Here is a 23,181-nt window from a genome sequence, read left to right as displayed (position 1 = left end):
TGAAACAAAAATCCCCTCCAACCTGTTTAGGTTTTGGAAGGGGATTTTTTTGTTTTCTAGTCGAAGTAAAGCATGTCGTCGCGATAATTTTGTTTTAAGTCAGATTCTAAGAAGTTTAAATAACGTACTAAAAGTTGGGATGCTTTACCTCTAGTTAATACTTCATTTGCGTTAATGCGATTTTTTCTATCAGGGTCGATTAGACCTAATTCACTTGCTACATAGATGCTGTCTTTTGCTTCTTTCGGTATCTTATGGTCATCGATAAAGTTTGTTTTATATCCTGGGCTAGGTGCACGACCCTCTAGGCCTAGTGAGCGAACTATAATAGTAACTGCCTCAGCTCGAGTGATGGAGTTTTTCGCACCGAATTTCTTAGCGTTTACAGGGCTTACAATTCCATTGTTTAATGCGCTTTCTATATATACATAGTTAGGATCTTTTGGGTCTAGGTCTTCAAATAAAGCTTTTTTAACTGTATTTTTCTTTGTTGGCTTTTCTTCTAATACACGCAAATCTACAGCTTTTGCAACGCTTACTGTAAATTGGTCTTTTTTCATTGCTGCATCTGGAGAAAAGAAGTTACTTGATTCGTCGAAAATACCCAATGAATAAAGTTTTTCAATGTTTGGTTTTGACCAATGTTTTGCGATGTCGCGAAATTTCGGAACAATTAAACGCTCTACTTTTGGTGTTTTTTCTTTATTTAAATAGATTGTTCCAGTAGTTGGACCAGAATAGCGATAAGGCATATTAAACGTGTATTCAGAGACCATATTAGAAGAGCTAATCACGGAATGTCCTCCCACAAAACTTGAAAGAGAAGGAGTATGCGGTTCGTACTCTAGCACTCTTGATTTGCTATCAGAAACTTTGCTAGTAACAAATGAGGTTCCCTCAGGAGTAACGATTTCATAGTCAATAAATTGAGTATCAGTAGACCCCCAGAAATTTTTATACCCAACATCACGACCACTCATATATACTGTTACTTCTTTTTTCTCTGTTATTTTACCGACTTTAGCAGTTCTTATATAAATTTTACGTGCAATAACATTTCCTGAATAATAATCTGTTGCTGGTCGATTATCAATGACAGATCCTTGTGAAAATTGATAATCATCCAAGGTAAATGTTGTTTTGTTCGAATCGTTCATCGTAACTTTTTCTGAATAACTTTTTACTTTCTTATTCGAAGTAGTTTGGCCTTTTGTTTCATAGCTTTTTAAATCGGAAACATATACAACGCTACGTGTTAATTTGTCTCCATAAATATTTGATAATGTAAATTTATATGTAGAAGTTAATTGGTTTTTATTTTCTTTTTCGGTAACTGTCGCTTTTCCAGAAAAAGTAACAGGAGAATTTCCTAAGAAAAATACCTCTTCATATTCATATTCATCAAGAACACCACCATTAAAGTCAGGTGCTTTTGCGCTCGCAGAAGGGGTTAACATAGTTAGTAATAACAATAAGGCTAGTAGATTGATAGTAAATTTTTTCATTGTTTAATTCCTTACCTCTTTTCGAGTAGTTTATGAAACGAAGGACATGATTTGAAATTCTAAAACATGTCCTATCATCCCTTAATCGACTAAAATTATTCGAGCTTTCAAGTATGAGTCGTGAAGAATATATAATCTATTGTTTACTTTTATATCGCTAGCAGAGATAACTTTTCCTTCTTTAATGAAAGTAGTTTGGCTAACGTCTAAATTATAAAGCGGATTCACATTTGTCCAGTTACCATTGCTCCATTGGCTTACGTCGATCAAGTCAATATAGTTGTAATAAGAGTAGGAATTTACCTCGTAACGCCCAACAGAAACAAATGATGCGGGACTTCCACTTCCTATTATATGAGCTGCGACTACATGATTATCTTTTACATAGAAATAAGCATATTTACTTGTGCTATTTGTAAAGTCTTTCGTTGCACTATTATAGTCTTCGACGACTATCGTATCAGTACTGAAACTCAGATTAGTTAAAGAAGTAGAGTACCAATAATTATTAGACAACTGGTTTACGTTAGTAACAAATAACTTATTGGATCCAACACTATTAATTTGTCCGAAATAAATTTCATGATTGGACAAGCTAGAACTTTGGAAGCCGTCATTTGTCATATGAATAATATTTGCATATTGATGAGACGTACCACCGTTTGTTATTACATATGCATTACCGCTTTGAGTCAATGCACTTGCGTCCACTAAACGTCCATTGCGAATGATAATTGTCCCGTTGTGGTATGGAATGTTTCCGGTACTGGATAGTCTAATTTTTTGTGAAGCGGTATCAACAGAATATAAGTTTTCATGAATTGTACGCTCATTCGATTGTTTAATAATTATTTTTTGGACTACTTCTTTGCCGAATTGGCTAATTGTTACATAATAAACTTCATTGTTTACATAGTAACGAAGTTGAGAAGGATCTATTTTTTTATTACCAACAAATATAGGAGTTTTTGCAGTAAAAGATCGAGATGAAATTGTTTTTGGATTAGCAGTATTTGAAGATTGCCAGTTCCAGTTTTTAAATACCTTTTCCTCTTTCATAACTAGTTTTTTCTGATTCGCATCAATTTGTTGAATTGTTCCTTTATAAAGATTCTCTACTTGAATGCCTTCCACTATTACTTCGATTGATGAAAGTGTATCTGCATCATAATCAGAGAGGTTTAATTTTACTCGATCTCCTTCAAAGAGAACGCTCAAATCAACAAGTTTCGTGTCTTTAAATACTTGTGTGTGTTGGTCCAAATAAAATCGCTTCGTTTGCTTGTTCTTTAAATTAATCGCAATAAATTTTCCGTTTCTATCAATTTCATTAACGGTACCTGTCAGAAACTCACCTATCGCATTAGATTCACCTTGAGGAATATCAGCAAAGCCTCTGAGTTCTTTCACTTTTCGTAATTCAACAGTCGCTTGGACCCACATACCTTCTTTAAAAGCGTCCATTGTTGTAGAAGTAGAATTGATAAATAGAGGTGTATACTTATCGATATTTAAGGTAATCGTTTTACCTGTGTCGTTGATTAAAGTAACTTTCGTTAACTTCTTTTCGATTGTTTTATCCTCTAAAACAACCTCTTCATAAGTCGCATCGACAAAATGTCCATCCACGAGGGTAGATGCATTTGCTAAAGAAGGTAATGACATGCATGTAAGTAATAAAATAAAAATAGTTAATATGTATGGTAAAAACTTATGCAAAATGATGCCTCCTATCTATTTGGTAGTAAGTGTACATACCAAATATATCGGCAATATCTAGGAAATTGTTACAAATATATGAGATTTCTATCAGTATCAAAAGACTAGGGATACAAATAGTCAATAGATTAAAAGATTTTTTTGAAAATAATGAAGAAAAGGTATTTCTAATTTTCGTAAAAGTAGTATAATTGCATATAATATATTGCACACCGAAAGAAGTTGCAATTTACTAATTTTATAATTGATAGGGGAAAAGTACGTCATGAGTAATCTAAAAATTCAAATTACACTAAATGAGAACACGAAAGAAAAGTTGCCAGCTGATCAGCTTCTTTTCGGTAGAACCTTTACTGATCATATGTTTATCGCAGATTATACGGAAGGAGTAGGCTGGCATGATCATCGAATTATCCCTTATCAGCCATTAACTTTAGATCCATCTGCAACTATTTTGCATTATGGTCAAACTGTTTTTGAAGGCATGAAAGCTTATTTATCAAAAGATGGCATAATTCGTTTATTCCGTCCGGAAGAGAATATGAAACGAATGAATCACTCATGTGAAAGACTAAGCATGCCTAAAATTAATGAAGAAGATGCAATTGAAGCGTTAAAGCAATTAATTGAGATAGATAAAGAATGGATTCCAAATGAGCCAGGGACTTCCTTATACATTCGACCTTTTATGATTGCAACAGAGCCTCATTTAGGTGTATCAGCTGCACTAACATATAGCTTCATCATTATCATGTCACCTGTAGGTTCTTATTATAAAGAGGGGATTCACCCTGTTAAGATTTTAGTAGAAAGTGAATATGTTCGAGCTGTTGCAGGAGGAACTGGAACTGCGAAAACTGCAGGAAACTATGCATCTAGTTTAAAAGCACAAGAAGTCGCAGATCGCGAGGGATATTCTCAAGTTCTTTGGTTAGATGGAATTGAACGAAAATATATAGAAGAAGTAGGAAGCATGAATGTGTTCTTCAAAATTAATGGAGAAGTCGTAACACCTGCTTTAAACGGTAGTATTTTAGATGGTATCACGCGAAAATCGATTATCCAGTTGTTAAAACATTGGGGTGTTCCAGTAACTGAACGTCGAGTTTCAATGGAAGAAATTCGAGAAGCATACCTTAATGGTAAGTTAGATGAAGCGTTTGGAACAGGAACTGCGGCGGTGATTTCTCCAATTGGTGAACTTCGTTGGAAAGGCGAGCTGTTTTATGTAAATAACGGCGAAACTGGGGAACTATCTAAAAAACTTTATGATTCATTAACTGCTATTCAAAAAGGAAGTATGGAAGATCCATTTGGTTGGGTAGTAGAATTAAACGCATAAAATAAACAAGCTTTTTGTAAGTGTATGGGCGGAGGAATAAAAATGAAACCACTAATAGGTATTTGTGCTAACTATTTATCAAATGATACAGCAGGATTGGAAGCAGGTATTGGTGCTAAACATCAAGAATGGCAATTACTTGCGGATGACTATATCGTTGCAATTGAACGCGCTGGTGGAATACCCGTTATATTGCCTATAACAGAGGATATTGAAACGTTAACTCCACTTTTAGAAAAATTGGATGGTGTATTATTCTCAGGTGGGTCAGATATAGATCCAAACTTATATGGGGAATATCCACGCTTCGGATTAGGAATGATTGAGCCGAAACGTGATATTCATGAAGTGAGGCTTGCTCAAAAGGTTTTATTTGAAACGACATTGCCTGTACTAGGAATCTGCCGAGGGATGCAATTATTAACAGTTGCAACAGGAGGAACTCTATATCAGGATTTGTCATCTCAAAAACCAGAAGGAATTAATCACTCTGTACCTAAAGCGGTGAGACATCATGCCTTTCATCCGGTGAAAATTGAAAAAGAATCTATGCTTTTCGATATTTACCAAGTTGAAGAAATTGGTGTAAATAGCTTTCACCATCAGGCAGTGAAAGAATTAGGTAAAGGATTTAAAACAACGATGACTGCTCCTGATGGAATTGTCGAGGGGATGGAATGGGAAGATTCTCGCTTTGTAGTTGCTGTACAATGGCATCCTGAAATGATGGAGGGCCAAGTAGCCTCGATTCGTCCGATTTTCACAGCTTTCGTGCAAGCATGTAATGTTAACAATCCTCTACTGTCTGTAGTAGAAGAAACTGAAATTATTGCGTAACTAAACATCCTCTCTTAAGTCAGCATTAGTTGATGAAGAGGGGATTTTTTTTCTTCTAAATGAATTCTGAAATTCTCACAATAAGTACAGTAATCTGAAGGTTGTATTTCAGGATAAGATGGTATTAATGAAGGAAGTAAGTCTGTATTTAAAAAAGGGTGTGCCGATTTTATTTGATGATAATAGTATTTATATGAACTATAATTGTAGTCTTCCATTTTTCCTACTAGTTCTCTTGTTGTATTTAGTGGATTTTGGTGAATATAGCTACTTACATTCAATAGGCTAATCGGGTCCGATACCATGCTTGCATAGTAACGTGTTTCATAGAGCTGCCCGAAATAATTGTATTTTCTTTTATAAAATTCCGAGTACCTTTTATTTAATATAGCCATGACATTGGACAACGGCTCGACTGGAGACCGAATCAATAAATGATAGTGATTGTTCATTAAGCAATACGCAATAATTGTAAAAGGATATTTAGCATAAGTGTAATCAAGTGCACGGAAAAAAAGAGCAAAATCCCCATCATTCAAAAATATATTTTGACGGTTGTTCCCTCTCATCGTCACATGATAATAAATCTCTGGTTGCCAAATTCTTCTCATTCTGCCCATTGGATAACACCCTCCTTAAGTTTCCTACACCATATAACAAAACTAAAATTAGAACAATTGTCATAATTTGCATCTTTCAGCAACTATTTAATTTTGATAGAGTTAATTATCCAAGAATGAATTTTTGCTAATGAATAGACATCCAAAATAAAATTTTAAAACCTTGTTGAAAAAAGTACTCTTGTTACAGAGGTGTTACTAGTGCCTGGCACCAGTAACACTCCTGTAACACACATTCTCCTCATTGTGCATCCTTATTGTAGGATGACCGGAGAAGTGTGTTGTGTGATAAAATGGAAGAAAAGTGGGGGAGGGAAAGCAATGAAGGAGCAAATATTGATTATTGAAGACGAAGAGAATATTGCACGTGTTTTGCAACTAGAGCTAGAATTCGAAGGCTACGCGGTAGAATTAGCTTACACCGGTACTGATGGGTTAATAAAATATCGAGAGAAAGCGTGGAATCTGATTCTGCTTGATTTGATGCTGCCAGGATTGAAGGGACTCGATGTTCTTAGAAGAATTCGAGCGACAGAATCGGATACACCTGTGATTCTCCTCACTGCTAAAAGTGATTTAGAGGATAAGGTGACGGGTCTTGATCTTGGTGCGAATGATTATGTGACGAAGCCTTTCGAGATAGAGGAACTGCTAGCTCGCGTTCGCTCTGCTATTCGCTTTTCTAAAACTGCACCTGTTCTCCCTTTGAAGGACGAAAACATACATATATTTGAGTCACTGATATTAAATGAACATACGAGAGAGATTACTCGAAATGGGCAATCTATTAATTTAACACCTCGAGAATATGATCTATTGCTCTATATGATGAAACACCCTAACCAAGTGTTAACGAGGGAACAGCTATTAGATGCGGTATGGGGGTTTGATTACTATGGAGATACAAATGTGGTTGACGTATACATAAGATATGTTCGAAAAAAAATCGAAGAGAATCAGAAGTCCTCTCTAATTCAAACTATTCGTGGGGTTGGATATGTTTTGAAGGAGTCTAAGCATGAAGCTTAAAACAAAAATTCACCTATTTTCCACGTTTTTAACATTAATAATTTTAACTTTAATGAATATAGGAATCTATTTTATATTTGAAAAAATGGCATATGATACTGAATATAAGCAACTAAATTCGGATGCAGACGAATTGATTACTGCACTAAGTAAGATGGAAAAAGAAGATGATGCTGCCACCATTTTGCGTGCTTTTATTCCTGTAAAAGGTGCTATAAGTGTGAAAAATAATGAAGGTGAAATGCAATTATTTGTACAAACATTGGATGATGTAAATAACTATGTGCCGGAGTTTGAAGCGGGGGAACGATACTCGATAGGAACTTTTAAAGGGACACCTGTTCTAACTATAAGCAAACCAGTAATTTGGGTTGATGGAAAAGTAAATGAAGTGCAGACATTAAAACTGTTAGATGACGTTGATAATAACTTAGAATTTTTAAGACTAATATTACTTGGCGTTACGTTAACAGGTATGCTTCTAATGACCATTTCCAGTATTACTCTTGGGAAAATTATAACAAATCCAATCGAAAAGTTAATAAATACTATGTCTCAAAGTCGACTTTCTGGAAAATACGAAAAAATAATTGTTCCACCAAATGGTAAGGATGAAATGACGCAAATGGGCATTACATTCAACGAAATGATGGAGCAGTTGGAACAAAATTATAACAAACAGGAACAATTTGTTTCAGATGCGTCTCATGAATTGAAAACGCCATTGACAGTTATTGAGAGCTATGCGAAATTGCTCTCTCGACATGGCTTTAATAACACAGAAATTGCCAACGAATCCGTTCAAGCAATTATTAATGAGACGAGTAGAATGAAAGAAATGATTTCTCAAATGCTTTTACTTGCAAAGAGCAATGAGCAATCCGTGCGCAACTTTGAAACGGTTGATGTGTTTGAATTGGTTGAAACTACATTGCATTCTATGCGCACTGCATATAATCGGAAGTTTTTGTTAAAAGGGGAAGGTCCTATCTATGCAAACACCGATTTAGAACAATTAAGACAGCTGCTTTTCATTATTTTAGATAATGCTCGAAAATATAGTGAAAAAGAAATTAAAACGATTATTACCGAAAATGAAGAAGGAACCATTATTTCTATTATGGATTATGGAAATGGAATTCCTAAAAAAGATTTAGAACGTATATATGACCGTTTTTACCGTGTAGATGAAGATAGAAATAGAAAAACAGGTGGAACTGGTCTGGGCATGGCAATTGCAAAAGATATTGCTACAAGAATTTCTGCGGAGCTAACAATTGAGAGCGTAGTAGGATTTGGAACAACAATTCATATTTTTATTCCGAAAAGCCAAATTCTCATCGAATTCTAATGTTCGTGAAGTATGATGGTTTGAGGGGGGAAGTGTGAGTGAAATTTTTCAAAAGAAAAGGATTCGTACCTGTTTTTAGTGCAATTATAGTCGCTGGTGGAATCGTAGTTTTTCTAGTAATCAACGAAAATAATAAACAGTCGATATCTGAAAATGAAGCCCGCTCCCATCTTGAGCGAATGTTTGATGCAGAAGTTGCGGGTGTAACGATGAAACAAGATGTTTACAAGGCTTTAATTACAAAAAGCGGTTCTGTGTATGTGGTGGAGATGAACGCAGTTACTGGAGATGTTTATTCTCTTGAGGAAACAGATGAGTTTGTCGTAGAGAACGCAAATGACAAAAAGGAAGAGTCGATAGATGTTACATCAGAAAAAACTCTTGAAATTTTAGAAGAACCATTATTAAAAATAGATGATACTACTAATTCTGTGACGCAGGTGGATATAGTAAAGCCACCTACGAAAATTATCATTAATGAGAAACCTAAAAGTTCTAGTACAATATTAGATACAAAAGAAAAATCAATATTAGCTGAAACTATTACTCCGAAGGGTGTTTTGTCTTCTCAAATAAAAATAGAGGACAAGCCTTCTATTGTTGTAAAGGAAGAAAAACCAATAAAAGAAGTAATAAAAGATGCTTTAAAAGATGTTTTAAAACCAGAAGCCTCTAAGACAGAAGAAACAAAAGAAGAAAAGCCGAAAGAGGAAGTTGCAAAAACGGAATCTATCAAAACAGAAGTTACTAAACCAGAAACAAGTAAAACAGAAGTGGCAAAGGAAGAAACGACTACTAAACCAGAATCTTCTAAGACTGAAGAGACAAAAGTGGGGGATACCCAAGTAGTGGCACCACCGTCACAGTCAGTTCAAACGGAAGCGAAAAAACCAGAAGCTGAATCAAAGCCGGAAAAACCTACTACTGTTTTGATTTCTGAGGATCAAGCGATAAAAACTGCTCAACAACAAGTGAAGGGTACAGTAGAAAGTAGTTCATTCGTAAAAACAAATGAAGGCGGATATTATTTAATTGTAATGAAAGCAACTTTACCTGAGAGTGATTCAAAAGATACGACGAAAGCAAAACAGACAAAGGCTACTATCCAAGTACATGCAATATCAGGGAAAATTCTTACGGTCACATGGGAATAAGAAATTCTCATCAATTTCTAATAATACTCTCTGCGTATTCTCATTTAATTGGTTTACTATTAAGTTAACAAGTGAATAGTAAGTAAAGTTGATGAACTTGTTTAGAAGGAGCAAGTTCAAAAAACTTCAGTATAATTGGGGAAATAAACAGCGATAAAACAGTTTTCACAGAGCGAAGAAAACGAAGTAGAAGGCATAAAATTTACGGCGATTTAAATAAAATAAACCTTGAGCGATAACAAGGGATATACTAAAACACCTCATTCTACCATTCCCCGTAGAATGAGGTGTTTTTTTATTACAGGAGTATTACTGGTGCCTGGCACCAGTAACACTCCTGTAACCATGTAAATAACATTTTTCCAATAAAATAAAAACACTGCACTGCCATATTTTATGGCGGTGCAGTGTTTTTGGTTATTAGCGTCTGTTTTTATTGCGTTTTGTCATTCTTCCAAGTGCGAATGCACCAGCTGCGATTCCGAGCAACGTGTTTGTGTTTTTGTTGAATACTTGTTTTACAACAAGGTTCAAGTTTTGTGGACGTTCAGCTAAACGACGCATGAAGTAACCGTACCAATCTTGACCGAATGGAACGTATGTGCAGAAGTTATAGCCTTCTTTAGCAAGTTCTAATTGCATATCTGTACGGAATCCGTAAAGCATTTGGAATTCAAATTTGTCATTCGGAATATTGTTATCTTTAATAAATTGTTTTACATGGTTAATTACATTATGATCGTGTGTTGCGATAGAAGTAAATTTACCGTTCAATAAATGCCATTCAATTAATTCAATATAGTTTTTGTCAATGTCTTCTTTTGCTTGGTATGCATATTCTTCTGGCTCTTTATATGCACCTTTTACAATACGAAGGCGGAAATTTTTATACTTTTGAATGTCTTCTGCTGCTCGATAGAAATACGCTTGAATTACTGTACCTACATTATCGTATTCTTTTGAAAGCTCGTCCAAGATGTCAAAAGATGGTTGCAAGTGTTTATATGATTCCATATCAATATTGATGAATGTTCCATATTTATGCGCAATTGCCACGATTTCTTTTAAGTTTTCTAAAGCGAAATCATAGTCAATATCTAAGCCAAGCTGAGAAGGCTTCAATGAAATATGAGCGTCTACTTTGTTCTCCTCGATTGCTTCAATAACAGCAATAATTTGGTTTTTTGCTTCTAAAGCTTCTTCTTTTTTAAATACAAATTCGCCTAAATTATCAACAGTACAAGAGATTCCGACTGCATTTAGTTTTTTAATGCTCTCAATTGTTTCTTCCACATTTGTACCAGCAACTACATGCTGTGCACCCATTTTTAGACCATATTTTTTTGCTGCTCCATTTAATAGTTGATTTTCAGATAATGCGATAAAAAAATCTCTTAACATAATGATACTCCCATCTCTGTTTTGATGCTTTATTATACCACAGAATCATAAGAGTAATCATTAAAAGGGAGTAGAAAATGTCATATGTAAAAAATTCCTAGGGAAAAATGGAGATATTTGTTTAATTTCCGAACAATCCTTTCATTTCTTTACAAATCCTTCACTCAAAATTATCAGAATTTTTACTTGCGATATATTGGTAATTAAGTTAATTTAGAACTAGTGGGTACATATAAATCTACTGATAGATTAATTGTTTCATCATTAACTAGGAGGTAAGTTATGAAAAACAGTAAGGTCAAAAAGTCAGCAGTTGCGGCAGTTATAGCAACGTCATTATTTGCATCTTCAAGTGTTACATTTGCAGCTAATTCTCTACAGAATATAGTGGACAATGCAAGAAAAGACATTAAAAATGCCTCATATTCATACGTGGTACCTGCACAGTCAGGTAAACTAGTGGCAAGTGCTGATGCATATAAAGCATTAAACACTGCAAAAGCAAATTATCAAAAGGCAAGAAATGAAATCATCAAATCCAATGCTAAAAATAAATCTTCACTACTGAAAAGTTTAGATGAACTGTACCAAGAAAGAGTAACGAAAGGACTTGTTCCTTATATTGATGCATATAACTATGCAGATAAATATTTAACACCAATAATGAACGAAATTAAAAAGGCAGAGTCTGCTAAAGACTGGGCAAAACTTGAAAAAGAATATCATAAACTATCAGCTCAATTAAAAACGAGAACTGCAATCCTATATCGTTTTTCCGGGAAAGCTGCTCGCGATCTACTATTAGATCGATATAAAGAACCTGCTGATCTAAAACGTTCAGAATTAATGGTTCCGGTAACAGTTTATATGAAAGCTACTCAAGCACAGGCGCTTTTTGCAGCAGGTAAAGAGGAAGCAGCTGCAAAAGTTCTTGAATCCATTCAACCATTACTAGAGAGATTACCAAGTGAACAAAAGCTTCCAGCAGTAAAAGAACTACTTGCGTTCGTTGAAAAAGTAAATGCAGAAGTTAACCCTGGATTTACATTATCTCTTATGCATGTAAATGATACACATGCAAACACACAACAAGCACCAAAACGTTTAACTGTAATTAAAGAAGTACGAGCTGAAAAACCATCTTCACTATTGATCGATGCTGGTGATGTATTCACTGGCACCCTTTATTTCAATGAGTTCAAAGGTCAAGCAGATTTAGAACTAATGAAACTAATGGATTATGATGTAATGACTTTTGGTAACCATGAGTTTGATTTAGGATCGACTCCAGAAGGTCATAAAGCACTTAGCGAATTTATTCAAAAATCTAACTTCCCATTCGTTAGTGCAAATGCAGACTTCTCCAAAGATTTAAATTTAAAAGGTTTGTTTAATGTAAACGTAACCTCTGACCCGAAAGATGGTCAAATTTACAGCGGTATTATTAAAGAAGTTGATGGACAAAAAGTTGGTTTATTCGGCTTAACTACTGCTGAAACTGCTAATATTTCTAGTCCGAAAGATGTGACATTTACTGATTACATCAAAGCAGCTCAAACAATGGTAGATGAATTTGAAAAACAAGGTGTTAATAAAGTAGTTGCTGTTACACATATTGGTTACGATGATAGTTCGGAATTTGATAACGATTTACTTCTAGCAGCTGCTGTAAATGGGATTGACGTAATCGTTGGTGGGCATAGCCATACACAATTAGACAAGCCAGTAGTAGTAAACAAAGATAAAAATGGTGCTGAAAAAGATCCTACAGTAATCGTCCAAGCTTATCAGTATAGTGATTTCTTGGGTACTTTAGATGTAAACTTCGATAAAGAGGGTAAAGTAGTTAGTCATGCTGGAGAATTAATTCCAATTAAAGATCAAACAGAAGATCCAACAGCTGCTGCATTATTAAAGACTTACTCTGAAAAAATTGAAGAAATTAAAGTAAAAGAAATTGGTGCAGTAGCAGAAAGTGAACTAACAAATCCTCGTGTAAAAGAAGACGCGGATCCGAGCGTTCGTAAAAACGAGACAGCACTTGGAAATATTATTACAGACGGAATGCTTTCAAAAGCGAAGAAGTATAATGATAAAGTAATTATGGCACTACAAAACGGTGGAGGAATTCGTGCTTCAATTGATGCTGGTCCAATTACAGTTGGGGAAGTAATTACAGTTCTTCCTTACGGTAATACTCTAGCAACAATGGAAGTAACCGGTGCCGAATTAAAAGCGGCTTTTGAAATTAGTTTCAAATCTTATCCAAAAGAAAATGGTGGCTTCTTACATGTTTCTGGAGCAAAAGTGGAATTTGACTCCTCTAAACCTGCTGGAGAACGTGTTGTTTCTATTAAATATAAAGCTGCTGACGGTACTCTTGTAGAACTTAAAGATAATGAAAAATATGTCATAGCTACAAATGCATTCACTGCAAAAGGCGGAGATGGCTATGATGTATTCAAAAAAGCTTATGAAGAAGGCCGCGTAACAGATTTAGGTCTATCTGATTGGGAAAATCTTCAAGAACAACTTCAATCAATGAAAACAGTTAAGAATGAAGTAGAAGGCCGTATTGTAGACGTAAAAAAATAAACCCATAAAAAAATTCCTCTCTCTAGCAATAGGGAGAGGATTTTTTGTATATTTAAAATGTTTAGTCTATTAAATGGAGGGTATTTAGAATAAGGAACCAAAATTAAATCTTAATACAGAAGACAGTACTTACTTTCCAAAAGAAAGAGGAGGAATTCTTGTATGAAGAAAAAGGCATTAATAGTTACTGCAGCAACTACGCTGTTATCGGTATCTTTGATCGGAGGTCCATTAGTCGGAAATGCTCAAGGAGACGATGGGAGAGATAGAGACTGGGAAAGAAATCATTCAGGAGATTGGAAACAGTCACATCAAATGATGGAAAAATTTAAAAATCAAGAAAGAGACAAACGACACTTTGACGATAAAAGTAGAGATAAAGATTATAATGAAAACAAAATAAAAGCCGACCAAATAGACAAATCAAAAGTAAACAGAAAGGAAGAAATAAAAAAGTCATTCCCTTTAGTTTCCTATGAACAAGCAAATGTATATGGTAAAAACACCATATTACCTTTAATTTCAGCAATAGAATCTGCAAAAGCAGCAAAAGATTGGGAAGCACTTGAAAAATATTTTCATTTACTTTCTAAAGAGTTAAGAAGAGGAACGTCCATATTTTATAAAGTTGATGGAAAACAAAATCGTGATGCATTAATTTCAACTTATAAACTTCCTGCGCAAGAAAAGCGTTCTGAACTAGTTCTGCCGATTACCATCTATATAGCTTTAGAAAATGTGAATGACTCATTGGATAAAGGAGATACAAAAAATTTAAGCTTTAAAATGAAGAAAATTAAAGTATTAGTGAACAATTTGGAAGGGGTAGAAAATAGTCCTCTTCTACAAGATTTAGTAGCACAAGTAAATGCTACTGAAAACAAATTAAATAATTTATTAGCAACAAACACGAATAGGTTAGAAATTAATTAACAACAAAAAGTTCGGATTCTATTGAATCTGAACTTTTTTGTCTGCCCAATTAACCTTTAAAATGAAATTGCTCTACTGTATAACGATTCATTACATCTAGATTTGGCTCATAACCAATGCCATAAGCTTTTGGCACATTAATATAGCCATCCTCTGCTACTACTTCAGGCTTAATAATGTCTTCCTCCCAATAACGAGAAGAGCCTGATGTGTCACCTGGTAGAAGAAAGTTTGGAAGTGTTGTAAGTGCTATATTATGTGCGCGCCCTATGCCAGCTTCGAGCATTCCACCACACCATACAGGAACCCCTTTATCCATGCAATAATCATGGATTTTTCTCGATTCGGTTAAACCACCGACGCGTCCAATCTTAATATTAATAATTTTGGTGCTTCCAAGCTCGATTGCTTTACGAGCATCTTCCATGGAATGAATACTTTCATCTAGACAAATAGGCGTTTTCAATTCTATTTGTAGTTTTGCATGATCAATAATATCGTCTGAGGCAAGTGGTTGCTCAATCATCATTAAATTGAATTCATCTAACTGTTGTAATAACGCTATATCCTTTAAAGTGTAAGAAGAATTCGCATCTGCCATAAGTGGAACATCTGGATAAGCACCTCGTAATGCGCGAATAATTTCTATATCATTTCCTGGTTTAATCTTTACCTTTATACGTTTATATCCTTCTTTTATATAGGTCCCCACCAGCTCGACTAATTCATCAGTACTTTTCTGAATCCCTATACTAATTCCAACTTCAATTTTTTCTGCAGTGCCACCAAGTGCCTCTGCGAGTGTTAATTTATTTCTTTTAGCATACAAATCCCAAATTGCTCCTTCAACTGCTGCTTTCGCCATATTATTTTTGCGAAGAGGAGCAAATAATTCGCTTACTTCATCTGGATGCACAAAGTTTCTGTTTAATACAAGTGGAATCAAAAAGTCCTTAATGATGTGAAGGTTCGTTTCAACGGTTTCTTCGTTATACCAAGGAGCCGAAAAAGCAGTCGATTCACCCCAACCTGTGTTTCCAAGTTCGTCTGTTACTTCTAATAAAAGAAATTCTTTTACTTGCATCGAACCAAAACTAGTACTAAAGGGTGACTTCATCGTCATGTTCATTTTGCGTAAATTAATTTCTTTAATGATCATATTATTACTCCTTTGAAATCAGTGCATGGTAAATATCATTAACGATTAATATTGTACCATTTGTAATCCATTTATCATCTCCATCGGATTCATTCATTCATTTCTTTTTGAAATGTGTTCCTGATTGTTTGGGCAAGTATTTCAATACCAGTGAAGATTGACTCATGCTTGAAGCTCATATTTGGGTGATGTAATCCTGGAGCTAAATCACAGCCAAGTCCGAGCATTGTCGCTTTTATAGTAGGTCTTTTTACAGGATAATAATGAAAATCCTCACCACCAGGTGTCACAATAGGGGGTACACAATTATCTTCTCCAATTGTATGAATAATTGCCTCTTTCATTATTTCGACTGCTGTTGCATCTACCTCTGCAGCAACAATTTCCGTTTCTATATGGAAGTCGATTGTAATCTGATGAAGTGCTGCAATAGAGAGAATAGCGTTCTCCACTTTTGCAATCAGCTCATCCATTGCTATATTGGATTGCGCTCTTAAGTCTATACTGAATTCAGCATTCCCAGGAATAATATTTCCCGATTCTCCTCCGGCTTGAAATCTTGTGAGCTTTGCCGAATAAGACTCCATCGGATCTAAGTAGATTGCCTGAATTGCATGTACAATTTGTGCACCAACTTCAATAGCATTTATACCAAGATGCGGTCGAGCGGCGTGTGCTTCTAATCCGTGGATTTTCCCGATCAAAAGCTTTGCGGCACCATGGATTATGGCTGGTGAACAGTAACCTTTTTCTAATTCTTGAATTGGCCGAAGGTGAACGCCATATAAAAAGTCCATATCATCAACCAATCCTCTGTCAATAAACGAAAGGGCTCCCGTTCCTTTTTCTTCAGCTGGTTGAAACAAAACTTTCAAAGTTCCTTGCTTGGGTACAGCTAGTTTTTTTAATAATAGCAGTGTACCAACTGCCATCGTCATATGTGCATCATGACCACAAGAATGATTTGCCTGGAATACACCATTAACTTCCTGCCAAAGGGCGTCCATATCTGTTCTCAGTCCTACGCATGGCTTACCATTTCCGATAGTAACAAGAAGTCCAGTGGAATCATCGAAAGTCGTTACATCAAACCCCTCGTTAACTAACAAATCAACTAAATAATTTGTCGTTTCAACTTCTTTCCAACTAACCTCCGGATTGTTATGCAGGTGGTGAAAAACCGATTCCACAATTGGCCTTATATCTTCTAGCACGTTATTCATGTTTAATTTCCTTTCTTCTAAATTATTCGTCTATTTACTTATCGGTGGAAAAGACCGATTATAAATCTATTTAAAAAACCCCACAAATGTGGGGAACTAAATCTTATTGTCTTCTTGTATCAGCTCTTGTTCATCAAGGAGATGAACTGGACTTCCTTCTGCAATCATATTAAGGGAAGCAATTAAATCTAAATTCTGTCTCATGGCCATTTCTTCCGAATCAACATAATTAGGATACAACCATTCTCCTCCTCAACCCTTTACGTCTAGTATATTTAGAAACGGCCTATTTATTTACTAATATAGTCTGAAAATAAAATTTTGATTGATTAAACATAAGCAAAAATGAAAAGTAATTGATTATAACCATTCAAAATGGCATAGATAAAAAATACGAATAATTCTGACACTTGAAACAACTCTAAAACGATCTAATATAGTACGTATATATAGGAATGGGGGTATGCCAGGTGAAAATTGAGTATTTTGTACAGGCTATGAATCAGAGTCTAAGAAGAGTAGGAGAATCCGTAGAATATATGGAACTGTATTCGAATATTAACAAAATGGAGCAGCATCAAATTATGCAGGCTATACTCGAATTAAGTGAACGAATTAAATTGATAGAAGCATATATGGATGGGAGAAAGGAAATCCATTTGGAGTATAACGGAAAAGTTAAAAGGCACTAATTAAAGTGCCTTTAACCTATTTATGATAAATCTTTTAAAATTAGATCCAAATCAGTTTGTGGATTGTGGCAAATATTATTTTGGCAAATTTGAACCGAAAGGGAGTGAGCACTCTTATCGTGTGTCCAGATATCATACGGTCGAAAAGTTTTGTGTAAGTGATGTAATATTTCTATGGCAGGACTGCCATTTACTTTTATTTCACGGGCTTGGACAAGATAGCCCTGTTGTGCATTTAATATGGAAAGAACGGCAGATGGGTATTGTAAAGCATCGTCTGTAAATGCGGAAAAAATGTGTTCCACTTTTTTCAGTAGCTCCATATCTTCTGTAATTTTTGCTAATCGCCAAAGCTGCATCGCTGCTGTACCATTCGCTGAAGGTGTTGCATCATCTAATGCCGACTTTTCACGTATAACTAACTTTTCTGCTTCTTTATTTGTGAAATAGAAACCTCCATTTTCCTTGTCTTCAAAATAGGTATAAAGGGTAGTTGCTAACTTTGTTGCTTTCCCAATATATTCTTCGTTCCCAGTTGCTTGATGTAATTCGATTAATGCCCAAATGATATTACAATAATCATCTAAGTAAGCCATATGCTTCGCTTCGCCATCCCTGTAGCGTGCATATAGCAAATTCTCTTTCATTAAATGTTGTTCTATAAAATGTAATCCTTTAGCTGCAAGGTCAATAAATCTTGATTCTGCAAAGGTAGCACCAGCTTTTGCGAGAGCTGCAATAAGTAGTCCATTCCAAGAAGTAAGTATTTTATCATCCAGATGAGAATATACCCGAGTTTGACGTTTATTAAATAGTAGCTGACGGGATGCTTCCAAACGCTCTTCTAACTCATCCAAAGAAATATCGTATTCCTCTACTAAGGATTTTGCATCAGAATAAATTAAATTTGGGATATTTTTACCTTCAAAGTTCCCTTCCTCAGTAAGATCATATGCTTTTGCAAAAAGATTTCCTTCGTGCTCACCCAATATATCCAATACTTCTGATAACGACCAAATATAATAAGTACCTTCAGCACCTTCACTATCCGCATCAATTGCCGAATAAAAACCTCCATCTGGATGAGTCATCTCCCGTTCGATAAATTCAATAGTGTTGTAAACAATTTCTTTATATTGAGGAATTTCCGTAATTTGATAGGTTTCCGTATAGGCAAGCAACAGTAACGCTTGGTCATATAGCATTTTTTCAAAATGCGGAACAAGCCACATTTCATCTGTGGAATATCGAGCAAAACCATATCCAATATGATCGTATATCCCTCCACGTGCAATTCCATCAAGGGTTGCTTCCACCATATTTAAAGCATTATCATCTTTATTTGCATAATAATATCGCAATAAGAATAATAACTTGGTCGGGGAGGGAAACTTAGGCTCATTTCCAAAACCACCATATTGGGTATCAAAATTGCCAGTTAACTGTTGATAGGCTTGATCAATTGTATTAGGTGGAATAGAGCTCTCATTTGATGGAGGACCTTCATTTAAGGCCTCCGTAAGTTTATTGCTAATATGAACAACTCGGGATTGTTCATTTATATAAATATTATAAACTTGTGGTAAAAGGTCGAGCATTCCTGTACGCCCATGTTTACTTTCTTTCGGATAGTAAGTTCCAGCATGGAAAGGCTTTTGATCTGCTGTCAAAAACACATGAAGTGGCCACCCACCTTGACCAGTAAGCATCTGACATACATTCATATAGATGGAATCAATATCAGGACGCTCTTCTCGGTCTACTTTTATAGAAACAAAGTACTTATTTAATAGCTCTGAAACCTCTTGATCTTCAAATGATTCTCTTTCCATCACGTGACACCAATGGCAAGTACTATAGCCGATGCTTACGAATACTGGTTTGTTTTCGCGTTTCGCTTTATCAAAAGCTTCTTTACCCCATGGAAACCAATCTACAGGGTTATGTGCGTGTTGTAATAAGTAAGGTGATTTTTCAGCGAGTAATCGATTGGAAGTATTTTTATTAGTAGTCATTTTGAAACCACCTTCTCTAGGAAGATTTTTTTTCTAATAGGTTACCACTAAAAACTGAATGGTATTCCTATGCATCTTGATGTCTTTGAACGATGTAATTCTTATAGTTGAAAATAACCGTATGTTATAAGTATCTTATTAATTAAATGGAATAATTTTTTTGTCTGCTTGTCCGTCAAGAATAGAATCCTTCATTTCTATATTTCACCTTTACCCTTTTAAAGAGAAATTTATGTCACGGATGTAATAAGTTAATAAGGAATCGAACTAATTGGCCTTTATTAATTTAAAACCTTTGACATTTACATGAATTTGCTGTAAATTATCCGATGGACGAACATTTTAGTTCATCCGTATAATTAATATTCGTATTTAGGAGTGTTAAGCATGGATAATGTATTTGATTATGAAGATATTCAATTAATTCCGGCGAAATGTGTAGTTAATAGCCGTTCTGAATGTGATACAACTGTTACTTTAGGTGGACATACATTTAAGCTGCCTGTCGTACCTGCAAATATGCAGACTATTATTGACGATAAAATCGCTAATTATTTAGCTGAAAATGGTTATTTCTATATCATGCACCGTTTTGAACCAGAAAAACGGATTTCTTTTATTAAAGATATGCAATCTCGAGGACTAATCGCATCAATTAGTGTAGGTGTTAAAGAAGAAGAATATTCATTTATTGAGCAATTAGCAGAGGAACAAATAGTACCTGAATTTATAACAATTGATATTGCACATGGACACTCGAATGCAGTAATCAATATGATTCAGCATATTAAAAAACATATACCAGCCAGCTTTGTTATTGCTGGTAATGTTGGAACACCAGAAGCGGTTAGAGAATTAGAAAATGCTGGTGCCGACGCAACTAAAGTAGGAATTGGTCCAGGTAAAGTATGTATTACGAAGATTAAAACAGGCTTTGGAACGGGTGGTTGGCAACTAGCAGCACTACGTTGGTGTGCAAAGGCTGCAAGCAAGCCGATTATTGCTGATGGAGGAATCCGTACGCATGGTGATATCGCTAAATCTGTACGCTTTGGTGCATCTATGGTAATGATTGGATCACTATTTGCCGGTCACGAAGAGTCTCCAGGAAAAACAATCGAAAAAGATGGAAAGCTCTATAAAGAATATTTCGGTTCTGCTTCTGAATTCCAAAAAGGCGAAAAGAAAAATGTAGAAGGCAAAAAAATGTATGTAGAACACAAAGGGCCACTTGAAGATACATTGAGAGAAATGGAGCAAGATCTTCAATCTTCTATTTCTTATGCTGGTGGAAATAAACTAGAAGCTATCCGAAATGTAGATTATGTTATCGTTAAAAATTCAATTTTTAATGGTGATAAAGTTTATTAAACAATTTTTTTCATAAAATTAACAGAGGTATATATTTTTTCAAACAGACAAATGCTACAATAATCTTGTCATTCATTAATACATGAATAACATTAAAAAGTAGAGGAGTGTATCAAATGGCTGTTGATGTATATCTTAATTTTAATGGAAATTGTCGTGAAGCTGCAGAGTTTTACGCAGAAGTTTTTAAAACAGAAAAGCCACAAATAATGACTTTCGGTGAAGCACCACCAAGTCCCGATTACACGCTACCAGAGGAAGCAAAAGATTTAGTTATGCATACTCGACTAAATATTAGTGGAAGCAATGTCATGTTTTCTGATGTTTTTCCTGGTTCTCCTTTCATTGAAGGCAATAATATTAGCTTAGCAGTTGTAAGTAGAGATGAAAATGAAATTAGATCAGCATTTGAAGCACTTAAAGAAGGCGGAAAAGTAGGAATGGAGCTCCAAGAAACTTTCTGGAGTAAATGCTACGGATCCGTGAAGGACAAGTTCGGTATCGAATGGCAACTAAGCCTCGAAAACGATCAAATGCCTCAATAGAATAGCAAGGACTGTACAACAACGTAATTTGTTGTACAGTCCTTTTTTAATAGATAATGAAAGTTTATATAATTCAACTACCGTAAACTTAGTGTTCAAAAGTTTACTGACGGACAGAAAACTTTTTATGTGGACAGAAAAGATTTTATGCGGACAGAAAACTTTTTATGTGGACGGAAAAAATTTATATGGACGCATTTTTCCTGGCATTAATCAGTAGTAGGAAATTTAATAAATTTCCAAATGAAATGTCTCACACGTATTGCTTTAAAGCGTTCGATAAGCGTTTTTCTTATTATTAATAAAATATTTTTCCAGGATTTAGAATGCCTTTTGGGTCAAATAACGCTTTAACTGATTTCATTAATTCAACAGCTTCCCCATGCTCGGCAACTTGGTATTTCATTTTCCCTAGACCTACCCCATGTTCACCTGTGCATGTACCACCAAGTTCGATCGCTTTCAACGCAATTTGTGAATTTGTATATTCTGCTTTTTCAACTTCTACTGAATTATGTGGATCATACATAACAAGCGTATGGAAGTTACCATCGCCAACGTGTCCAAATACTCCTCCTATTAGTCCGCTTTCTTCTAGTATTTTACGACCAAATACAACCATTTCAGCGAGTTTTGAAATAGGAACACATGAATCCGATCCCGTAGATACTTTCCCTTTTATATGCTTATATGCATATGCCATTTCATGACGTGCTTTCCAGAGTTCTGTACGTTCTTTCGAAGAATTTGCGCGTTCCCAGTTTTTACAGCCAAATTCTTTCATCAGTTCTTCTACAACTGTAGCTTCTTCTTCCACGATATTCGGTGAGCCAGCAAATTCAAAGAAAAGGGAGTGTGCTTCTGGAAATGTATAATTTCCGTATTCATTTACTTGTTTTATGCTTTCAGAGTCCACTAGTTCCATACGCATTATTTGAATACCACTTGATAGAACAGCTTGAGCAGCTTCTGCACATTCACCGGGAGTTTCAAATGTGCAACGTGCAGCTAAAACTTTTTCGGGAATACCATGCAGTTTAACTGTAACCTTCGTTATGATACCTAGAGTTCCTTCAGAACCAGTGAAAATTCCATTTAAATGATAACCAGAAGATGATTTTTTCGCTTTTGAACCAGTATGTATAATACTTCCATTTGCTAGAACTACTTCTAAGTCCAATACTTGGTCCCGCATCGAACCATAACGTACTGCTGTAGTACCACTTGCATTGGTGGCAACCATACCTCCTATAGAAGCATCAGCACCTGGGTCAATTGGGAAGTATAGTCCATGTTTATTTACATACTCATTTAGCTGAAGACGTGTCATTCCAGGTTCTACTGTAATCATCAAATCTTCTGGGAAAAACTCCACTACTTTATTCATTTGATCGAAGTTCACTGAAATCCCTTTATTAATTGGAATAGCTTGGCCCTCTAAGCCAGAACCAGCACCATATGGCGTTACTGGAACATCATATTCATTTGCTAATTGAAGTACTTTCACAACATCCTCCACATTTTCTGGGAAAAACACAAAATCTGGTTCTACCCGGGGATGTGAAGATTCATCTCTACTGTGGCGATATAACTCTGATTCACTTTGACTCACTTTTTTGTTTCCTAGTTTTTCAATCAAACTATTCAACATCATTAAAAACACCTAACTTTCTAATAATTCTAAAATTTT

At 35.2% G+C, this 23,181-nt stretch carries 19 protein-coding genes and 1 pseudogene; 10 read left to right on the top strand and 10 right to left on the bottom strand.

The window, feature by feature from the left end; translation table 11 throughout:
- Nucleotides 1-56: 56 nt before the first annotated feature.
- Entirely contained in the window at nucleotides 57-1,505 is a 1,449-nt protein-coding gene (locus P2Q73_RS05490) for an S-layer homology domain-containing protein (RefSeq protein WP_275784751.1), read from the bottom strand.
- A gap of 81 nt (nucleotides 1,506-1,586) precedes the next feature.
- Nucleotides 1,587-3,224 (bottom strand): hypothetical protein, encoded by a 1,638-nt coding sequence (locus P2Q73_RS05485; RefSeq protein ID WP_275784750.1) that lies wholly within the window; start codon nucleotides 3,222-3,224, stop codon nucleotides 1,587-1,589.
- A 265-nt stretch (nucleotides 3,225-3,489) separates the two neighbouring features.
- On the opposite strand from P2Q73_RS05485, the gene P2Q73_RS05480 reads away from it, so the two are divergent.
- The gene (locus tag P2Q73_RS05480; protein ID WP_053590370.1) at nucleotides 3,490-4,566 is read left to right on the top strand and encodes a branched-chain amino acid aminotransferase; all 1,077 of its coding nucleotides are present in this window, start codon (nucleotides 3,490-3,492) and stop codon (nucleotides 4,564-4,566) included.
- A gap of 42 nt (nucleotides 4,567-4,608) precedes the next feature.
- On the top strand, nucleotides 4,609-5,403 hold the full coding sequence (locus P2Q73_RS05475) for a gamma-glutamyl-gamma-aminobutyrate hydrolase family protein (RefSeq protein ID WP_275784747.1): 795 nt from the start codon (nucleotides 4,609-4,611) through the stop codon (nucleotides 5,401-5,403).
- A gap of 14 nt (nucleotides 5,404-5,417) precedes the next feature.
- Here the strand turns inward: P2Q73_RS05475 and P2Q73_RS05470 are convergent, their stop codons facing one another.
- The gene (locus tag P2Q73_RS05470) at nucleotides 5,418-6,023 is read right to left on the bottom strand and encodes a transposase (RefSeq protein ID WP_275784745.1); all 606 of its coding nucleotides are present in this window, start codon (nucleotides 6,021-6,023) and stop codon (nucleotides 5,418-5,420) included.
- A 321-nt stretch (nucleotides 6,024-6,344) separates the two neighbouring features.
- Between P2Q73_RS05470 and P2Q73_RS05465 the strand changes: the two genes are divergently transcribed.
- From P2Q73_RS05465 to P2Q73_RS05455, 3 genes are read left to right on the top strand one after another with little or no spacing between them, the layout of a single operon-like run.
- Nucleotides 6,345-7,052 (top strand): response regulator transcription factor, encoded by a 708-nt coding sequence (locus P2Q73_RS05465; protein WP_275784743.1) that lies wholly within the window; start codon nucleotides 6,345-6,347, stop codon nucleotides 7,050-7,052.
- Nucleotides 7,042-8,403: a sensor histidine kinase gene (locus P2Q73_RS05460; protein ID WP_275784741.1), complete on the top strand. Its 1,362-nt coding sequence runs from the start codon at nucleotides 7,042-7,044 to the stop codon at nucleotides 8,401-8,403. Before P2Q73_RS05465 ends, P2Q73_RS05460 begins: the two co-directional genes overlap by 11 nt.
- 38 nt (nucleotides 8,404-8,441) lie before the next feature.
- A complete protein-coding gene (locus tag P2Q73_RS05455; protein WP_275784739.1) occupies nucleotides 8,442-9,557 on the top strand; it encodes a PepSY domain-containing protein in 1,116 nt (371 codons plus the stop codon).
- A gap of 420 nt (nucleotides 9,558-9,977) precedes the next feature.
- On the opposite strand, the gene P2Q73_RS05450 is transcribed toward P2Q73_RS05455, so the two are convergent.
- Nucleotides 9,978-10,958: a proline dehydrogenase family protein gene (locus tag P2Q73_RS05450; RefSeq protein ID WP_082460719.1), complete on the bottom strand. Its 981-nt coding sequence runs from the start codon at nucleotides 10,956-10,958 to the stop codon at nucleotides 9,978-9,980.
- A 282-nt stretch (nucleotides 10,959-11,240) separates the two neighbouring features.
- Here P2Q73_RS05450 and P2Q73_RS05445 point away from each other — a divergent pair, with 282 nt between their 5' ends.
- Together P2Q73_RS05445 and P2Q73_RS05440 are read left to right on the top strand one after the other, a co-directional pair.
- Entirely contained in the window at nucleotides 11,241-13,553 is a 2,313-nt protein-coding gene (locus P2Q73_RS05445; protein ID WP_275784738.1) for a 5'-nucleotidase C-terminal domain-containing protein, read from the top strand.
- A gap of 162 nt (nucleotides 13,554-13,715) precedes the next feature.
- Nucleotides 13,716-14,486, top strand: a complete 771-nt coding sequence (locus P2Q73_RS05440) for a hypothetical protein (RefSeq protein WP_275784736.1) — start codon at nucleotides 13,716-13,718, stop codon at nucleotides 14,484-14,486.
- Nucleotides 14,487-14,535: 49 nt separating this feature from the next.
- Here the strand turns inward: P2Q73_RS05440 and menC are convergent, their stop codons facing one another.
- The 3 genes from menC to P2Q73_RS05425 all read right to left on the bottom strand — a co-directional run bounded on the left by menC (nucleotide 14,536) and on the right by P2Q73_RS05425 (nucleotide 17,108).
- A complete protein-coding gene (menC, locus tag P2Q73_RS05435) occupies nucleotides 14,536-15,645 on the bottom strand; it encodes an o-succinylbenzoate synthase (RefSeq protein ID WP_275784734.1) in 1,110 nt (369 codons plus the stop codon).
- Nucleotides 15,646-15,734: 89 nt separating this feature from the next.
- Nucleotides 15,735-16,868: a M20 peptidase aminoacylase family protein gene (locus P2Q73_RS05430; RefSeq protein ID WP_275784731.1), complete on the bottom strand. Its 1,134-nt coding sequence runs from the start codon at nucleotides 16,866-16,868 to the stop codon at nucleotides 15,735-15,737.
- A gap of 96 nt (nucleotides 16,869-16,964) precedes the next feature.
- Nucleotides 16,965-17,108, bottom strand: coding sequence for a hypothetical protein (locus P2Q73_RS05425; RefSeq protein ID WP_275784728.1), 144 nt, complete (start codon nucleotides 17,106-17,108; stop codon nucleotides 16,965-16,967).
- Nucleotides 17,109-17,338: 230 nt separating this feature from the next.
- Here P2Q73_RS05425 and P2Q73_RS05420 point away from each other — a divergent pair, with 230 nt between their 5' ends.
- The gene (locus tag P2Q73_RS05420; RefSeq protein WP_056827751.1) at nucleotides 17,339-17,560 is read left to right on the top strand and encodes a hypothetical protein; all 222 of its coding nucleotides are present in this window, start codon (nucleotides 17,339-17,341) and stop codon (nucleotides 17,558-17,560) included.
- Between the two features lie 20 nt (nucleotides 17,561-17,580).
- Here the strand turns inward: P2Q73_RS05420 and P2Q73_RS20330 are convergent, their stop codons facing one another.
- The gene (locus tag P2Q73_RS20330; RefSeq protein WP_345798831.1) at nucleotides 17,581-18,156 is read right to left on the bottom strand and encodes a glycoside hydrolase family 47 protein; all 576 of its coding nucleotides are present in this window, start codon (nucleotides 18,154-18,156) and stop codon (nucleotides 17,581-17,583) included.
- Between the two features lie 924 nt (nucleotides 18,157-19,080).
- Nucleotides 19,081-19,575 (bottom strand): annotated as a pseudogene (locus tag P2Q73_RS20325) (thioredoxin domain-containing protein); the annotation flags it as partial.
- 387 nt (nucleotides 19,576-19,962) lie between these two features.
- Here P2Q73_RS20325 and guaC point away from each other — a divergent pair.
- Both guaC and P2Q73_RS05405 read left to right on the top strand, forming a co-directional pair.
- Entirely contained in the window at nucleotides 19,963-20,946 is a 984-nt protein-coding gene (gene guaC / locus P2Q73_RS05410; protein ID WP_275784720.1) for a GMP reductase, read from the top strand.
- A gap of 116 nt (nucleotides 20,947-21,062) precedes the next feature.
- Complete coding sequence (locus tag P2Q73_RS05405; RefSeq protein ID WP_275784717.1) at nucleotides 21,063-21,491, top strand: VOC family protein; 429 nt, start codon at nucleotides 21,063-21,065, stop codon at nucleotides 21,489-21,491.
- A gap of 298 nt (nucleotides 21,492-21,789) precedes the next feature.
- On the opposite strand, the gene P2Q73_RS05400 is transcribed toward P2Q73_RS05405, so the two are convergent.
- Nucleotides 21,790-23,145, bottom strand: a complete 1,356-nt coding sequence (locus P2Q73_RS05400) for an FAD-binding oxidoreductase (protein WP_056827742.1) — start codon at nucleotides 23,143-23,145, stop codon at nucleotides 21,790-21,792.
- Nucleotides 23,146-23,181: the final 36 nt, after the last annotated feature.

It is taken from the genome of Bacillus sp. Cr_A10, assembly GCF_029222665.1.
GTDB lineage: Bacteria > Bacillota > Bacilli > Bacillales_A > Planococcaceae > Psychrobacillus.
Note: the sequence above shows the minus strand (reverse complement) of the source record. Positions and strands in the feature narration are given on the sequence as shown.

Excerpts from the sequence above, each read along its gene's own strand:
- P2Q73_RS05490 (WP_275784751.1), bottom strand. The coding sequence starts at position 1,505 with ATGAAAAAATTTACTATCAATCTACTAGCCTTATTGTTATTACTAACT.
- P2Q73_RS05480 (WP_053590370.1), top strand. The coding sequence starts at position 3,490 with ATGAGTAATCTAAAAATTCAAATTACACTAAATGAGAACACGAAAGAA.
- P2Q73_RS05475 (WP_275784747.1), top strand. The coding sequence starts at position 4,609 with ATGAAACCACTAATAGGTATTTGTGCTAACTATTTATCAAATGATACA.
- P2Q73_RS05470 (WP_275784745.1), bottom strand. The coding sequence starts at position 6,023 with ATGGGCAGAATGAGAAGAATTTGGCAACCAGAGATTTATTATCATGTG.
- P2Q73_RS05465 (WP_275784743.1), top strand. The coding sequence starts at position 6,345 with ATGAAGGAGCAAATATTGATTATTGAAGACGAAGAGAATATTGCACGT.
- P2Q73_RS05460 (WP_275784741.1), top strand. The coding sequence starts at position 7,042 with ATGAAGCTTAAAACAAAAATTCACCTATTTTCCACGTTTTTAACATTA.
- P2Q73_RS05450 (WP_082460719.1), bottom strand. The coding sequence starts at position 10,958 with ATGTTAAGAGATTTTTTTATCGCATTATCTGAAAATCAACTATTAAAT.
- P2Q73_RS05445 (WP_275784738.1), top strand. The coding sequence starts at position 11,241 with ATGAAAAACAGTAAGGTCAAAAAGTCAGCAGTTGCGGCAGTTATAGCA.
- P2Q73_RS05440 (WP_275784736.1), top strand. The coding sequence starts at position 13,716 with ATGAAGAAAAAGGCATTAATAGTTACTGCAGCAACTACGCTGTTATCG.
- menC (WP_275784734.1), bottom strand. The coding sequence starts at position 15,645 with ATGATCATTAAAGAAATTAATTTACGCAAAATGAACATGACGATGAAG.
- P2Q73_RS05430 (WP_275784731.1), bottom strand. The coding sequence starts at position 16,868 with ATGAATAACGTGCTAGAAGATATAAGGCCAATTGTGGAATCGGTTTTT.
- P2Q73_RS20330 (WP_345798831.1), bottom strand. The coding sequence starts at position 18,156 with ATGGCTTACTTAGATGATTATTGTAATATCATTTGGGCATTAATCGAA.
- guaC (WP_275784720.1), top strand. The coding sequence starts at position 19,963 with ATGGATAATGTATTTGATTATGAAGATATTCAATTAATTCCGGCGAAA.
- P2Q73_RS05405 (WP_275784717.1), top strand. The coding sequence starts at position 21,063 with ATGGCTGTTGATGTATATCTTAATTTTAATGGAAATTGTCGTGAAGCT.
- P2Q73_RS05400 (WP_056827742.1), bottom strand. The coding sequence starts at position 23,145 with ATGATGTTGAATAGTTTGATTGAAAAACTAGGAAACAAAAAAGTGAGT.